The sequence below is a fragment of the Anabaena sp. PCC 7108 genome (genome assembly GCF_000332135.1).
GTDB lineage: Bacteria > Cyanobacteriota > Cyanobacteriia > Cyanobacteriales > Nostocaceae > Anabaena.
Window position 1 is genome coordinate 4,643,169 of the sequence record NZ_KB235896.1, and the last position, 15,314, is coordinate 4,658,482.

The following is a 15,314-nucleotide window of genomic DNA, read 5'->3' on the forward strand; positions in this document are numbered from 1 at the left end:
ACAGATATTAAAAACGCCACCACATCCTTTGCAGGTAACTGAAAATCCCTACTGCGATCGCTCCCAACAATAATAGCCAAATTACGCCACCGGGAATAAATGTCAGGATACCAAAGCCCCTAAGTATCCAAATAGCTATTCCCATACCTAAAAGAATGCCAAATATTTGGGTTAATTTGCGATTGATGAAAGATTGATTCACCCTATTTTCCTCTCAAATCAAACTATAAATGTAGATACAGCAGATTTCAGTCCCCAGGAGGTACAAATTTTGAGAACAAAGCCTTACATAACAGGAGTCAGAATTCAGAATTTAGGAGTAAAACCCTTTTTTAGCCTGAGTTTGATCATGAATTGATGTCCTCATCACCCTGTCCATTGCTATAAAAATCAAGTTTCAACCCTGTTACCTGTTTCTTGCTGTATGATATTAAATCTGAATGATGGCTGACAAAAAAACTCACTGTGTCGCCACCTCAGTCCTAATGATTGCCACTTGCTAGTCATTCTAGCTGTTATTTACCCTATTTTTCATTTCCAAGAGTGTTTTTACCAAAATGATTACGTAGTATCAAGAAAACTTTTTTTATGTTAAATACGTTTTGTCCATAATTCTTGATCAGAATAAACTTAAATTTTAGATCATGTCCAGAAAATCTCTAAATTGAACTGTAATTAGAATTAAGAGCAGTGAACTTGATCAAAACACAGTTTGTTGATGAGTAACTAAAGTCAATATGTCTGCGTTTGATATCTCAAACTTAACCATTAAAGGTTCTAATATGCTTTGGAGTCAAAATAAACAAAACTCACTAATCCAGGGTGAAATTTTGCTACAAACGCGATCGCACACTACCTGTGGTGGTGCTGTTACTGCGACCATGTACTTACCCATAGTCAGATCCCATGTCTGGCAGCAACTCACTGATTATCCACGTTGGATACACTATTTTCCTGATATTACCAAAAGTGAAATTGTTTCCAAAGGAGATGTGAAATTTCTGTATCAAACAGCACAAAAAGCTTTTTTGTTTTTCACAGCGCAAGTGGAAATCTACCTGAACGTTGTCGAAGTGCTGGGGCAACAAATTCAATTTAAGATGGAAAAGGGAACTTTTCAGGACTTTCATGCCAATTTAGACCTGAAAGATTTGGGTAACGGCACTTTACTCGCTTATTCAGTCCAAGCCACACCGAATATTCCCATCCCTTCAATTTTTATTCAACAGGCAATGAGTTTGGAATTACCTACAAATATGCGTAAAATGCGACAAGTGCTTTGTAATAGTCAATAACAGCAATGTCAAAGGCAAAAACTATTTTGGAATTTTGGTTTGGTCATCCTGATGAACCAGATTACGGTAAACCTCAGAAATTTTGGTTTAGCAAACAACCAGATATTGATGAGGAAATCCGCACCCGGTTTATGGAAGATTACCAAAAAGCAGCGACAGGATACTTAGATGATTGGATTAATACACCTGAAACCTGTCTAGCTTTGATTTTACTCCTAGATCAATTCCCCCGAAATATTTTTCGTGATACTCCAGAAGCCTTTGCAACTGACTGGGACGCACTTTCAGCAGCACAACACGCTATTGCACAAGGTTATGACCGCGAATTATTGCCTGTACAACGCTGGTTTATTTATTTACCCTTTGAACATAGTGAAAACTTATCTCATCAGCGTCAATGTGTGAAGTTATTTCAGCAACTTAGTCGTGATTCCGAAAGTCTGAGTGCGATTGAGTATGCTTTTGAACATATGAAGGTAATTTCACGTTTTGGGCGCTTTCCTCATCGTAACCAAATTTTAGGACGTATTTCTACCCCAGAAGAACAAGAGTTTTTACAGCAAGAAGGTGGTTCATTTTAGGGTGCAATTGGGATACGAAATTTCTTTAATTAGAGTTTTCGGACATGATATCAAGAGTAGGACTTACGCAAGTGTCACTCTAAAAATCTGTTGTAGGGTGCGTCACAATACTACTCGGTTAAGCCTTTTTTGGGCATTACAAATAACGATATTTCAAGGGTTTCAGCCTTATTTATTTCGTTAACCGAGCAGTATTGGGGTGCGTCAGACTGCATAAATCCTGCAAATAAACAGATTGTTGATATCTGACGCACCCTACCAATGTGCCAGTTGCGTAAGTCCTGAAGAGTTAAATGGGAACGATTTTTCCTTTGAGTAGGAATTATAGCAGGTGACTCTTAACAGGTGACAGGTGACAGTGCTAAAAGTCTCTTGGTGTCTAAGTTGTAGCATTAGTAGATGTCCTAACCGCCTTGTCCGTTGCTATAAATGCAAGGTTTTTCAGTTACCACTTCATAAAAGCTGGCACTTTTTAACTTCTAACAGGCTAAAACTCTTTACCTGTAAAGTTTTCAGATTTATATGGCTAACGCCACGCTATCAGCAACTTCTACTTAGAGGTCATCACTGATTTTCAAAAATTCATCAAAAATTCATCAAAAATTTAATAAACTTTTGCAACAACTTTTTATTTGAGGGGGCAAAAGTCACTGAAGACCAGTCTTTCTACTGACTTATCGCCAGAAAAAAGATTTAAGTAAATATATTTAATTATATTTTTTCTATGAAGATTGCTGTCAATAGTTGACTATACTGTTAAGTATATGAGAAAGTTTTTAAGTAAAAATACTGGAAACAAAAAATTACCAGATTGTCAACGTAAGTTCAACTATTGATTTAAAGTGATCAAGTTAAATGACAAACTTAAGCGTGCTTAAAAAAATTTCGGTACTGGCGGCAACCTCTGTAATAGCAGTAATCGCTACCAATGCACAAGCCTCAGCTACCAACTTTTACCTAGGAAACACAATTCCCGAAGCTCAAATAAATTCAAGTTTTAGCTACACTGAAGATGGTATTTCACTAGTAGCAACAGGAACTCAAAGCAGTGGTGCATCTAGAAGTGTGTACCAAAGTCAATTCGGGTTAGGAGTAACCACATATAACAGCGTATTCGGTAGTTTAATAACTGGGGAGAATCAAATTGATGGGGGTATTGCCCTTGGGGAAACTCTCAACTTGACTTTTACCAAAACAGTTAAACTGATTTCTGCTACCTTTAGTCGTGTTGGCTATAACGACGACTTTAAACTGTTAGTTGATGGAAATCAATTTATTGCTGCTGATATTCCTGGTGGTAGTTTATTTGATGTGGACGTTAGTAAGTTCACTTTTACCCCTTCTCCAACAGGCAATATGTTTGGATTTACTGTTAACGACGGCAATGATGACTATTTAGTACAATCTGTTGAAGTTGAACTTGCATCTGTTCCTGAATCCACTTCTGTACTAGGTCTTTTAGCTTTTGGTGCTATGAGTGCAGGTTCAATGATCAAGCGCAAACAGCAACAAAAAGTAATCGTAAAAGCATAGTATAGCTTGAATGTAGCGATCGCAAAAATACCCAAATATAAAACCTAAGACACCTAATGAAAATACAGAAACAATTGTGGAAGATGTCTGATGGTATCAAAGCTTATTTTTTACATATTAATCAACCTTAGACATCTCCAGAAATTAAATATTCATTCTTGACAATCTGTGGTCTAAAGACACGCAGATTGTTAATATTTATTTGGATATATGGATAGGCTGACTTACAAATAATAATTCCTCTAATTCACTTTCAGTAAACCTGTAGCCCAGAGTTATAGCAAAATTGACAATTTTTTTGGTATCCCAATGACAACTACTAAAAAATCCTTGCCGACAGCAATTATTATAGTATTGCCTATAAATTTCTGGTTCTGAACTCAACATCTCAAAAAAGCTTTCAACTTGTTCTAAGGACATATTTTCAGATATTTACAATTTTATTAATAAGTAGAGTAACGTAAATAATTAAAGGTTTGTAGTCAGGTCTAAAGACCTGAAATTCGGGCTAAATCCCTAACTACGAGACAATTTCAGACTTTGTTACCTTACAAAAAAAGGGAACAGGGAACAGGGAACAGGGAACAGGGAACAGGGAACAGGGAACAGGGAACAGGGAACAGGGAACAGGGAACAAATAAAAAACTAAAGTTTAAGAGTTTAAATCTCAGTCAAAAAAAAGGATGTTTTTACAAGGAGAGTGACACGAAAAAAACAGTGTCATTATTTCAATCTCATGTTTTTAAACATGAGTTTTTTCTGTTAAGAGTTGCTTCCTGTTCCCTCTGAATTAGTCAAAAATTGGTTGGTAGTAATTTTTGGTAAATTTAATTCGTCAAAAATTCTAACAAACCCGATGGCTGAAAGCAACCGGGTTGATAAATTTGATTTTTTGATTTATTTAACTAGTAAAAACCTCAACTGGTAAGCGACTAAAACAAAGACGTTCATTTTGAACATCAACAAAAATTGTATCGCCGTCGTGGAATTCACCGCGTAAGATAGCTTTGGCAATTTGCGTTTCTAACTCTCGCTGAATTGCCCGTTTCAGAGGTCTAGCTCCGAAAACCGGATCATACCCTACTTCTGCTAAAAAGTCAAGTGCTGCACCTGAGAGTCGCAGGGACATTTTTCTGTCGATTAATCTTTCTCTGAGTCTTTCTACTTGCAATTGGACAATTTGCCGTAATTCCAATTTTTGCAAACTGTGGAAGATAATAAATTCATCAACTCGGTTTAAGAACTCAGGACGGAAGCTACTTCGCATTGCTTCCATGACTCGATGACGCATTTCATCATAACGGGAATCATCACCAGACACATCGAGAATATACTGAGAACCGATGTTACTCGTCATGATAATGATACAATTCTTAAAGTCTACTGTCCGCCCTTGGGCATCGGTGACGCGACCATCATCCAGAATTTGCAGAAAGACATTAAATACATCGGGGTGGGCTTTCTCGATTTCATCGAAAAGAATAACAGCGTAAGGACGACGGCGAATAGCTTCTGTTAATTGTCCCCCTTCTTCATAACCCACATATCCGGGAGGCGCACCAATCAGCCGGGAAACGGTGTGTTTCTCCATATATTCTGACATATCAATCCGCACCAAAGCCTCTTCCGTGTCGAACATATATGCAGCCAGGGCTTTGGCTAATTCAGTTTTACCGACACCGGTAGGACCAAGGAAAATAAAACTAGCAATGGGACGATTAGGATCAGAAAGTCCAGCGCGAGAACGTTGAATTGCATCTGCTACGGCTGTTACTGCTTCAGATTGGCCAATGACACGGTGGTGGAGTTCATCTTCTAATTGCAACAGTTTTTCTTTTTCCGATTCTACTAATTTGCTGATGGGAATTCCTGTCCACTTAGAAATAATTTCGGCAATATCAGATTCGGTAACTTCTTCTCGCAGCAAAGATTTACCAGTTCCTTGGGTGTTGGCTAGTTCGGTTTCTGCATCTTCTAATTTGCGATGCAAATCGGTTAAATCGCCATATTCCAACTTAGCAGCGCGGTTAAGGTCATACTCTCTTTTTGCTTGCTGAATTTCGAGATTAACTTTTTCAATCTCTTTTTTCACAGATTGAATTTTGTCAATAATGCTTTTTTCCGATTGCCATTGTGTACTCAAAGTTCTTTGTTCTTCTTTGAAGTCAGCAATTTCTTTTTCTAGTCTTTCTAGGCGTTCTCTGGAAGCGGCATCACTTTCTTTTTGCAAGGAAAGTTTTTCCATTTCCAGTTGTAAAATCTTGCGGTCGATTTCGTCAAGTTCTTCGGGTTTGGAGGTAATCTCCATTTTCAGCCTAGCTGCGGCTTCGTCTACTAAATCGATGGCTTTATCTGGTAAAAAGCGATCGCTAATATAACGACTCGATAATGTGGCAGCTGCAACCAACGCACTATCAGAAATCTTTACCCCGTGGTGGTTTTCATAGCGTTCTCTCAAACCCCGCAGAATCGAAACCGTATCTTCTACACTTGGTTGATCTACATAAACTTGTTGGAAGCGTCTTTCTAAAGCCGCATCTTTTTCAATATGTTTACGATATTCATCCAAAGTTGTCGCCCCAATACAACGCAATTCTCCCCGCGCTAACATTGGTTTTAACAAGTTCCCCGCATCCATAGCACCTTGGGTTGCACCTGCACCGACAACGGTATGAATTTCGTCGATAAATAAAACTATATTTCCACCAGAATCGGTAACTTCTTTTAATACTGCTTTCAGGCGTTCTTCAAATTCACCTCGGAATTTTGCCCCAGCAATTAAAGCCCCCATATCTAAACTAATTAATGTTCTATCTTTAAGAGATTGGGGAACATCACCAGCTACTATCCGCTGTGCTAAACCTTCGGCAATGGCTGTTTTACCAACTCCTGGTTCACCAATTAAAACTGGATTATTTTTAGTCCGACGGGAGAGAATTTGGATGGTACGGCGAATTTCATCATCACGGCCAATTACTGGATCTAATTGACCTTTGCGTGCAGCATCTGTTAAGTCACGCCCATATTTTTCTAGTGATTGATATTTCCCTTCTGGACTTTGATCTGTCACTTTTTGGCTCCCCCGAATTTGTTTAATGATATTCTTTAATTTGCTTTCATCTAAACCAAATTCTTGGAATAGACTTTTACCAAAGCGGTCATCTTTGGCGTAACTTAGCAATAAGTGTTCAACAGAAATATACTCGTCTTTAAATTCTTTACGATATGCATCAGCCCTGTCTAACAGTGTATCTAAGCTTTTCCCTAAGTAAACAGAAGCGCTGCTACCTGATACTTTAGGTTGACGCAGAATAAATTGGTCGGTGCGATCGCGCAGTTTTTGCAGATTGACACCGGCTTTAGTTAAAATCGGGGTAGTTAGTCCATCTTGTTCTAGCAGCGCTTTCATCAGGTGTTCACTTTCTAGCTGCTGTTGCTGGTATTGCTTAACAACATCAGGGGTTTGAGCGATCGCTTCCCAGGCTTTTTCTGTAAATTGGTTAGGATTAGTAGGTTGCATAGGCTTTTTTGATAAACTACTTCACCGCAGTCTCTAATATCGTCATTGTAAAAACACCAAAGCCCTTACCAGGATCGGTCTTCACATCCTGATAAAGTAGTGTTATCAACAAACTGAGGTTGATTGAGGAAAATTTTACCTCTTTGCTTCTGTCTCCCACTTATCACCTATGTTTGTTCAGAATAACCACACAGATGGCGCAGCCCCCTACTATAGAATGAAAGAAACAAAATTTTCTTAAGTACTTTACTCCCAACTCGGTACAGTTTTTTGAAAGACAGTGAATACTGAAGATGATTGACTCTTACGACTTTGAGGAAGATGACTTCGACATAGAAAACGAGGATTTATTTACAATCATGAATCCCGTTAGCAAAATGACTGAAGGCGAAAAGCTACAGCGGTTTAAGCGCTTTTTCGATAGCAGTACCCGTGCTATGTTACAAGACTGTCTTTTTCGCATTGTTGATGAAGATGGTACAGGTACTTTAGAAATACTTTGTCCCAATGAAACTGTCCGTCAACGTCTATCCAAGAAAAAGCGCAAAATCACCAATAATATCAGTGGTTGTTGGAGTCATATCCAATGGTTTTCTCTATGTATCCAGCAAGATGGAGTGTTAGATTGTCAAACCTTCAACCGTAATGGAGACCGGTTTTGAACTCTTGATGCTGTTGATTTCATGGATGAAAACCGATCCGATGTCCTTATTCCATCACTCAACAACGCCAAAATCATTTTTAAACCTCATCCAAGTTGAGAACTGGAGTTTTTCAAAAGGGAACAGGGAACAGGGAACAGGGAACAGGGAAGAGTATAAGATTTGGGAATAAAACCCAATTCTGAAAAAACTAAGGATTTCAAAGTAGACGTGGTTTATGTCTTTTTTATTAATAAATATTTTCAGGAACTGAAAAGTGCCTAAAAAACAGAAATTTCCCTATTTACTTGGTTCTAAGTGGACAGCACAGCAAAAAGTTGATGGTTGGCGACATTTTCAAGTTGTTAATCGGAAAAATCAGGGTAAATGGGTATATGCGGAAATGGTTGCTGCTTGTGACCCTCAAGTTCGCTTTTGGCTCAATGCTAAATTATTACAAGATAATTCTCAGTGGCACGCTGGCTGGCAAACATTGCTAGAAATCAGAGCTATTGATGAAAATAAATAAAAATTAATTTTTATACAAAAAATTTAGTATTGTCATGATTTAAGTTGATTAAAGGATAGATATTTTCAACTTTAATAATTATTTACAAGTAAAAGGATATAGACATAGCCAGCTATAGGCATTGCTCATCAATCTCAATCAGATTGTCTTGAGAACCTTATCCAGAATTATCAAAATATCGTCCAGCCAAAGTGAGATTGCTATGACCATCATGGGACTGACAAGACTTCTGTTGTGATTTACAAAGTGCATATTTGCTGGCTAATCAAGTAGGTAAACCATTCTTAAAACCCCACAATAGATTTTTTTATTTTGTAACTATTTTTATAAAAATAGGTTTAAAAGAATTATTTAAAAGTAAAAAATGATGTTTATAGCTTAAATATCTAAAAAATAATCTCAATAAATCTAAATAAATCTTTAATACTCTGATTTAAGCCAAATTAAAGATTATCAAACCCTTTCCTTTCTAGTTAATTTGCAGAATAATGACATTCACAGACCTCACACATTGCCGAACCAAGCTAGGTGAAGCGCCAATGTTTGAGCCACGAGTTTGAAAAGAAACTATCAGAGGCAAACAAAAGTGAAACTAGCAGTTTACGGAAAAGGTGGAATCGGCAAATCTACAACTAGCTGCAACATCTCAGTGGCTTTAGCTAAACGCGGTAAAAAAGTGCTGCAAATTGGCTGTGATCCAAAACATGACAGCACCTTCACATTAACCGGGTTTTTGATTCCCACCATTATCGACACCCTGCAAGAAAAGGACTATCACTACGAAGATGTCTGGCCTGAAGATGTAATTTACAAAGGCTATGGTGGGGTTGATTGCGTAGAGGCAGGTGGACCACCTGCTGGAGCAGGTTGTGGAGGATATGTAGTTGGCGAAACTGTCAAACTACTCAAAGAATTAAATGCTTTTGATGAGTATGATGTAATTTTATTTGACGTTCTCGGTGACGTTGTCTGTGGCGGTTTTGCAGCACCTCTGAACTATGCAGACTACTGCCTGATTGTGACTGATAATGGCTTTGATGCTTTATTTGCTGCCAACCGAATTGCCGCTTCAGTCCGCGAGAAAGCACGGACTCACCCACTACGTTTAGCTGGATTAATTGGTAATCGAACTGTCAAGCGCGACTTGATTGAAAAATATATCGAAGCAGTACCAATGCCAGTTTTGGAAGTATTACCTCTAATTGAAGATATCCGTGTTTCCCGCGTTAAAGGTAAAACCTTGTTTGAAATGGCAGAGTCAGATCCTTCACTGAACTACGTTTGCGACTATTACCTGAGCATAGCCGACCAAATCTTGGCACGACCTGAAGGCGTGGTTCCTAATGATGCTCCAGACAGAGAACTTTTCTCTTTGTTGTCAGATTTTTATTTAAATCCGAGTAAACCACAAGCCACTAATGCAGAAGAGGAATTAGACTTGATGATTGTATAAAACATTTTACCTCTCAGGATGGAGGAGTATATGGCTTTCTTTGATAATTTTACGGATACGCTCAAACAAAAGTGGTTACAATTCTTTCAAGTTAATCGAGACTGGATTACCCTGCAAATGACAGTGGAATCGGTTTACACCCCCGATGGAGGAAAGCGACCATCTTCTTATCTGATCCTGGGAGTAGTAAATGCTCTCGAACCCAAACTAGCCCAGTTAATGCTTCCTTTTGCTAGGCTAAATCCAGACGCTGACACTCTGATTGAAGTGCTGGATTTGAATTTTGACCCAGATATCCTGCTTGGTAATCGCTTCAGCCCCGCAATAGAACCACCGAGTTACTCAAATGGGTCAGCGGTAGTTGCTGAAGAGACAGATGAAGATGAACCATTGGTAAATAATGATCTCAATGGTTTTGAAGAGGTGGATGTTACTCACGGGTTCACTATCATAGATGATACTGAAACAGCTTGGGTAGAAGGTGAGTCACTAGAAAATGAAGATGGCTTAGAGGAAATTCCTTTATCTATCAATAAGTTCTCGGCTGAGTCCGAAGAAACATCCAGTTTAGAAGTAGGGGATGAGTTCGGTGATATTTCCTTCGATCCCATGATTTCCATCGAAGACAACGATGATCTAAATTCACCTGATGAGAGTGCTTTTAGAGACGTGTTATCCGATGTTTGGGGTGATGAAACGTCCCTAGGAAATAACGATCTGCTGGGAGAAGAACTACCATCTGAGGTTTTTGATGACTCAGAAATGGCTCGTCTCTTCCCAAATTCTTAAATCAGTAAACAGGTAACAGGCAACAGTTATCAGCACACAGGTCAGTAACTGATAACTGTTTACTGCCTTGTCAGCCTCAAAAATTCAGGGGAGAAAATTAATATGACTGTCGCACAACAGCCAGAAGCTTTAAATTTTGAATGTGAAACCGGAAATTATCACACTTTTTGCCCGATTAGCTGCGTTGCTTGGTTATATCAAAAAATTGAAGATAGCTTCTTTTTGGTAATTGGCACAAAAACCTGCGGTTACTTCTTGCAAAATGCTATGGGAGTGATGATTTTTGCTGAACCCCGCTATGCGATGGCAGAGTTGGAAGAAGGGGATATTTCCGCACAGTTGAATGATTATGAAGAATTAAAACGGTTGTGTGAGCAAATCAAGCGCGATCGCAATCCTAGTGTAATTGTCTGGATTGGTACTTGCACCACCGAAATTATTAAAACCGATTTGGAAGGTTTAGCACCTAAGTTAGAAGCTGATTTGGGTATTCCTATTGTTGTCGCTCGTGCCAACGGCCTCGACTACGCATTCACCCAAGGAGAAGACACTGTATTAGCCGCTATGGCTCATCGTTGTCCTGAAAAGTCTCCTGTATCAGAAACTGAAAAAGGCGAGCGTAACGCCATTCAGAAGCTGATGAATTTTGGGAAGAAAAAAGAAGACATCGCCCAAGATGAATCTGAGTATGTAGATCATCCACCTTTGGTGCTGTTTGGTTCTTTACCTGACCCTGTAGTGACACAGTTAACCTTGGAATTGAAAAAGCAAGGTATCAAGGTTTCTGGTTGGCTACCCGCAAAACGCTTTACAGAATTACCTGTGATTGAAGAAGGGTATTATGTCGCGGGTGTGAATCCTTTCCTCAGCCGCACTGCTACAACTTTAATGCGTCGCCGTAAGTGTAAACTCATAGGCGCACCATTCCCCATTGGTCCCGACGGTACTCGCGCTTGGATTGAAAAAATCTGTTCTGTGTTTGGAATTACACCCCAAGGTTTAGATGAACGGGAAGCACAAATTTGGGCTGGTGTGGAAGATTATGTGAAATTAATTCGCGGTAAATCGGTGTTTTTGATGGGTGATAACCTGTTGGAAATTTCTATGGCGCGGTTTTTGATTCGCTGTGGAATGACTGTTCAGGAAATCGGGATTCCTTACATGGATAAACGCTATCAAGCTGCTGAGTTGGCTTTGTTAGAAAAAACTTGTCAGGAAATGAATTCACCTTTACCAACGATTGTTGAAAAGCCTGATAATTACAATCAACTGCAACGGATTTATGAGTTGAAACCTGATTTGGTAATTACTGGTATGGCTCATGCTAATCCTTTGGAAGCACGAGGTATTAATACTAAGTGGTCTGTGGAGTTTACCTTTGCTCAAATTCACGGTTTTGGTAATGCGCGTGATGTTTTGGAGTTGGTAACTCGTCCTTTAAGAAGAAATAATAATTTGAAGGATTTGGGTTGGGATAAGTTGGTTAGGGAAGAAGCGAAGATTTAGATTTTCTTGGTAATTTTAAGGGCGGACTTTCGGGTTCGTCCTTTTTTTTTGCACGCAGAGGCTCAGAGAGAGGAGGAATGTTATAATTGGTAAATTATGCTTTTGATTGAGTGGACATAGCTATATGAACCATCAACTATATGAACAAGATTTTAATCTTTGGCGAGAAACTATCATTACACAAATCAAAGAAAAGCATTTTAATGATGTTGATTGGGAACATTTATTATTAGAATTAGAAGATATGGGGAAATCGGAAAAACGGTCTTTCTTGAGTAACTTAACAATTTTAATTGCTCACTTACTCAAGTTAACTGTTCAAGCTGATGCACCCGAAATGATGAAAGGAAGTTGGTACAGTTCTATTACTGAACATCGCTTTAGAATTAAAAAAGATTTACAAGAAAATCCTTCTTTTAAGAATTACCTTCATGAGGTAATTTTTATAGCTTATGCTGATGCTAGAAAACTGGCAATTAAAGAAAGTAAAAATGCTAAGTTGGGAGTGAGAAAACCAGATGAAGCAGAATATCCTCTTGATTTTCCTTTTACTTTAGAGCAGTTATTAGATGATGATTTTTATGGAGATATGTTATAATCTTAATGGTTACAATTTTTGATAAATAAGCCAGTTCAATATTCATGAAACGTCTTTACTACGGTGATAACTTACAAGTTCTTAGAAAGAATATTCCTGATGAATATATTGATTTAATTTATCTTGATCCGCCTTTTAACTCTAAAGCTAATTATAATATTCTCTTTAAAAATACTACTGGTGAAAATTCAGAGGCTCAAATTACAGCTTTTGAAGATACTTGGACTTGGGGAATTGAATCAGAAAGATTTTTAGATGAGATTAAAGATAAAAAAGGTGAATTATATCAATTATTAGATTTATTAGTGAGGACTTTAGGTAAGAATTCATTATCAGCTTATTTGGTAATGATGACAATTAGATTAATAGAATTATATCGAGTTCTCAAATATACAGGTAGTTTATATTTACATTGTGATTCTACCGCTAGTCATTATTTAAAGATGATTTTAGATTTGATATTTGATGTGAGAAATTATCGTAACCAAATTACTTGGAAACGAACTAGCAGTCATAGTGATGCTAAAAAGTATGCCAGAGTTACAGATATCATTTTCTACTATGTAAAATCTAATCAATTTACATGGAATCCTCTAAAATTACCTTATACAGATGAATATATCAAGCAATATTACTGTAATATTGATAGCGACGGTAGAAGATTTCAATTTGGTGATTTAACAAATACAAAAACTAGTAGAGGTTATTTTTATAAACTTTTAGATTGCGATCCTCCTGGTAACGGTTGGAGAATGCCTGAATCTCGCGCTCAAGAGTGGTTGAATGAAGAACGTATAGCTATACCACCAACAGGTAAAACACCACGCTATAAACGTTATTTAGATGAAGTTGAAGGTAAAGTAATTCCTGATATTTGGGATGACATACCACCAATAAACTCTCAAGCTAAAGAAGCTTTAGGATATCCTACACAAAAACCACAATCATTACTTGAGCGTATTATTAAAATTAGTAGTAACAAAGATGATATTATTCTTGATCCCTTTTGTGGATGTGGGACAGCAATACACGCTGCGGAAAATTTAGAGAGAAATTGGATTGGTATTGATATTACTCATTTAGCAATTGCTTTAATCGAAAAACGATTAAGAGATGCTTTTCCTAACAAATTTATTGAAGATGAAAATAAAAATCAAAAATTAGTTCCGGGGATTAAATTTGAGGTAGAAGGTACACCTAAAGATTTAGAAGCAGCCGAAGATTTATTTGCAAGAGATCCCTATCAATTTCAATGGTGGGCTTGTTCTCTTGTTAATGCACAGCCTTACAAAGATAAAAAGAAAGGTGCAGATGGTGGTATTGATGGATTAATATTTTTTGAAGATGTCATAGATATTAAAAAATCAAATAAAACAGCCGTTAAAAAAATTATTGTGAGTGTTAAAGGAGGTAAAAATATCAACGCATCTATGATTAGAGATTTGCGCGGAACAATGGAGACAAATAAATCTGATATTGGTTTATTTGTTACTCTCACTCCTGCCACTCAACCAATGCTTAAAGAAGCAGCATCTTCCGGTTTTTATAAAGCCGGAAATGGGAGAAATTACGCGAAAGTACAAATTTTAACTATTGAAGAATTATTAACAGGACAGAAGCGACCAGAATTTTTTGATATGAAACAGGGAGAATTGACATTTAAGAAAGCGCAAAGGGAAAATCAGGATATAGGCGAACAGGGGGAATTGTTTTAGTATACTAATACCTACAAATAACTTAAACTACAATCTAATTTTCTCTACTTACAACATAGTGAAATGTTTTTAACGTTTGTGTGGCGTGTTGGATAAATACCGCAAAGGACAAAAAAAGTAATAGCGAAGCTGACTGAATGTATTTTGATTAAAAGCATCATAGAGTTATAATAAAATCACCACATCTGACTTTATCAGAGTAATTAAAAATTATGCTCAGTGGAATTAAACAAAAGGCTATTGTCGGTAAAGATGGCAAAATTGAACTATCTACCACTGAACTACCAGCAGGAACAGTTGTAGAAGTTATTATCCTAGTTGAATCACCTAGTGAAGAAGATGAAACTACCTATCTTCTCAAATCAGAAGTTAACAAAAAACATCTACTCAAAGCTATAGAAAATGTAGACAAAGGTAACTTAATTTATGTTGATTTAGATGAATATGAAAAAAGTAGCATTTGAACCAGAAGCTTTTGAACAATTAGGTGAGTGGGGAAAGGAAGATAAAAAAGTATTTAAAAAAATCCTAGAACTAATTAATCTGGGTAAACTGTAGGTACATCAGATAATAAGGGAAAAATCCGCTCAATTAATCTTAACTGTCTATCTGCATCTTTGGGTGTTAAACCAAATCCGTTTTTTGTAGCTGGCCTTGTAGCCACATTCCAAAACTCAGCACAATTCTGGGGAGTAGTTAACATTATATTCCCATCATTCTTCAGCTTTCTAACTGCATTTCTAATCACCGTATTTAATGGATCATTACGCTGCACAAGGCGCAATAAAATATTCGTATCTACTAAATATTTCACTGTTAAGGATGATCCTCATAAATACTTTCACGACTAACAGCATAATCTGAGAAAACAGGTGCATTTTTCCCAACACAAGCTGCAAAATCATCAGCTAATTCATCTAAAGTAGTTTCAAATTCTTCCTGATTTATCAGCAACTTCTCGAAACTTCCTTTACTTTTGCGCTGTGCTTCTTGAATAATTAACTGTTGTAAATATTCACTTGCTGAATTATAACCACCCTCAACAATTTGTTGATCAATAAAATTTTTCAGTGATTCAGGGACAGAAATATTAATATTGGTCATGGTGTTTAACTTAGGTTTAACTAGGTTACTTGTACATTAACATTTTACAG

At 37.3% G+C, this 15,314-nt stretch carries 16 protein-coding genes; 11 read left to right on the forward strand and 5 right to left on the reverse strand.

Annotated elements, in window-relative coordinates; genetic code table 11:
* Nucleotides 1-7: 7 nt before the first annotated feature.
* Complete coding sequence (locus ANA7108_RS0121685) at nt 8-202, reverse strand: hypothetical protein (protein WP_016952931.1); 195 nt, start codon at nt 200-202, stop codon at nt 8-10.
* A gap of 535 nt (nt 203-737) precedes the next feature.
* Between ANA7108_RS0121685 and ANA7108_RS0121690 the strand changes: the two genes are divergently transcribed.
* From ANA7108_RS0121690 to ANA7108_RS0121700, 3 genes are all read left to right on the forward strand, one after another.
* Nucleotides 738-1,295, forward strand: coding sequence for an SRPBCC family protein (locus tag ANA7108_RS0121690; protein WP_016952932.1), 558 nt, complete (start codon nt 738-740; stop codon nt 1,293-1,295).
* Between the two features lie 5 nt (nt 1,296-1,300).
* Nucleotides 1,301-1,876 carry a DUF924 family protein gene (locus ANA7108_RS0121695; RefSeq protein ID WP_016952933.1) on the forward strand — a complete coding sequence of 192 codons (576 nt, stop codon included), beginning with the start codon at nt 1,301-1,303 and terminating at the stop codon, nt 1,874-1,876.
* Between the two features lie 855 nt (nt 1,877-2,731).
* On the forward strand, nt 2,732-3,409 hold the full coding sequence (locus tag ANA7108_RS0121700; protein WP_016952934.1) for a hypothetical protein: 678 nt from the start codon (nt 2,732-2,734) through the stop codon (nt 3,407-3,409).
* Nucleotides 3,410-3,607: 198 nt separating this feature from the next.
* Here the strand turns inward: ANA7108_RS0121700 and ANA7108_RS0121705 are convergent, their stop codons facing one another.
* Nucleotides 3,608-3,829: a Nif11-like leader peptide family natural product precursor gene (locus tag ANA7108_RS0121705; protein WP_016952935.1), complete on the reverse strand. Its 222-nt coding sequence runs from the start codon at nt 3,827-3,829 to the stop codon at nt 3,608-3,610.
* A gap of 481 nt (nt 3,830-4,310) precedes the next feature.
* The gene (clpB, locus tag ANA7108_RS0121715) at nt 4,311-6,929 is read right to left on the reverse strand and encodes an ATP-dependent chaperone ClpB (protein WP_016952937.1); all 2,619 of its coding nucleotides are present in this window, start codon (nt 6,927-6,929) and stop codon (nt 4,311-4,313) included.
* 293 nt (nt 6,930-7,222) lie between these two features.
* On the opposite strand from clpB, the gene ANA7108_RS0121720 reads away from it, so the two are divergent.
* The 8 genes from ANA7108_RS0121720 (at nt 7,223) to ANA7108_RS0121760 (ending at nt 14,624) form a co-directional block, all read left to right on the forward strand.
* On the forward strand, nt 7,223-7,591 hold the full coding sequence (locus ANA7108_RS0121720) for a hypothetical protein (protein ID WP_016952938.1): 369 nt from the start codon (nt 7,223-7,225) through the stop codon (nt 7,589-7,591).
* Between the two features lie 256 nt (nt 7,592-7,847).
* Entirely contained in the window at nt 7,848-8,099 is a 252-nt protein-coding gene (locus ANA7108_RS0121730) for a TIGR02450 family Trp-rich protein (protein ID WP_016952939.1), read from the forward strand.
* 586 nt (nt 8,100-8,685) lie between these two features.
* The gene (bchL, locus tag ANA7108_RS0121735) at nt 8,686-9,552 is read left to right on the forward strand and encodes a ferredoxin:protochlorophyllide reductase (ATP-dependent) iron-sulfur ATP-binding protein (protein ID WP_016952940.1); all 867 of its coding nucleotides are present in this window, start codon (nt 8,686-8,688) and stop codon (nt 9,550-9,552) included.
* A gap of 30 nt (nt 9,553-9,582) precedes the next feature.
* Nucleotides 9,583-10,341 (forward strand): DUF5331 domain-containing protein, encoded by a 759-nt coding sequence (locus ANA7108_RS0121740; RefSeq protein WP_016952941.1) that lies wholly within the window; start codon nt 9,583-9,585, stop codon nt 10,339-10,341.
* A gap of 102 nt (nt 10,342-10,443) precedes the next feature.
* Nucleotides 10,444-11,847, forward strand: a complete 1,404-nt coding sequence (locus ANA7108_RS0121745) for a ferredoxin:protochlorophyllide reductase (ATP-dependent) subunit N (protein WP_016952942.1) — start codon at nt 10,444-10,446, stop codon at nt 11,845-11,847.
* A gap of 124 nt (nt 11,848-11,971) precedes the next feature.
* Complete coding sequence (locus ANA7108_RS0121750) at nt 11,972-12,445, forward strand: DUF29 domain-containing protein (protein WP_016952943.1); 474 nt, start codon at nt 11,972-11,974, stop codon at nt 12,443-12,445.
* A gap of 44 nt (nt 12,446-12,489) precedes the next feature.
* A complete protein-coding gene (locus ANA7108_RS0121755; RefSeq protein WP_016952944.1) occupies nt 12,490-14,160 on the forward strand; it encodes a DNA methyltransferase in 1,671 nt (556 codons plus the stop codon).
* Between the two features lie 212 nt (nt 14,161-14,372).
* Nucleotides 14,373-14,624, forward strand: coding sequence for a hypothetical protein (locus ANA7108_RS0121760; RefSeq protein ID WP_016952945.1), 252 nt, complete (start codon nt 14,373-14,375; stop codon nt 14,622-14,624).
* Between the two features lie 74 nt (nt 14,625-14,698).
* On the opposite strand, the gene ANA7108_RS27790 is transcribed toward ANA7108_RS0121760, so the two are convergent.
* Together ANA7108_RS27790 and ANA7108_RS0121775 are read right to left on the reverse strand one after the other, a co-directional pair.
* Nucleotides 14,699-14,974 carry a hypothetical protein gene (locus ANA7108_RS27790; protein ID WP_016952947.1) on the reverse strand — a complete coding sequence of 92 codons (276 nt, stop codon included), beginning with the start codon at nt 14,972-14,974 and terminating at the stop codon, nt 14,699-14,701.
* A gap of 2 nt (nt 14,975-14,976) precedes the next feature.
* Nucleotides 14,977-15,264: a hypothetical protein gene (locus ANA7108_RS0121775; protein ID WP_016952948.1), complete on the reverse strand. Its 288-nt coding sequence runs from the start codon at nt 15,262-15,264 to the stop codon at nt 14,977-14,979.
* Nucleotides 15,265-15,314 lie beyond the last annotated feature (50 nt).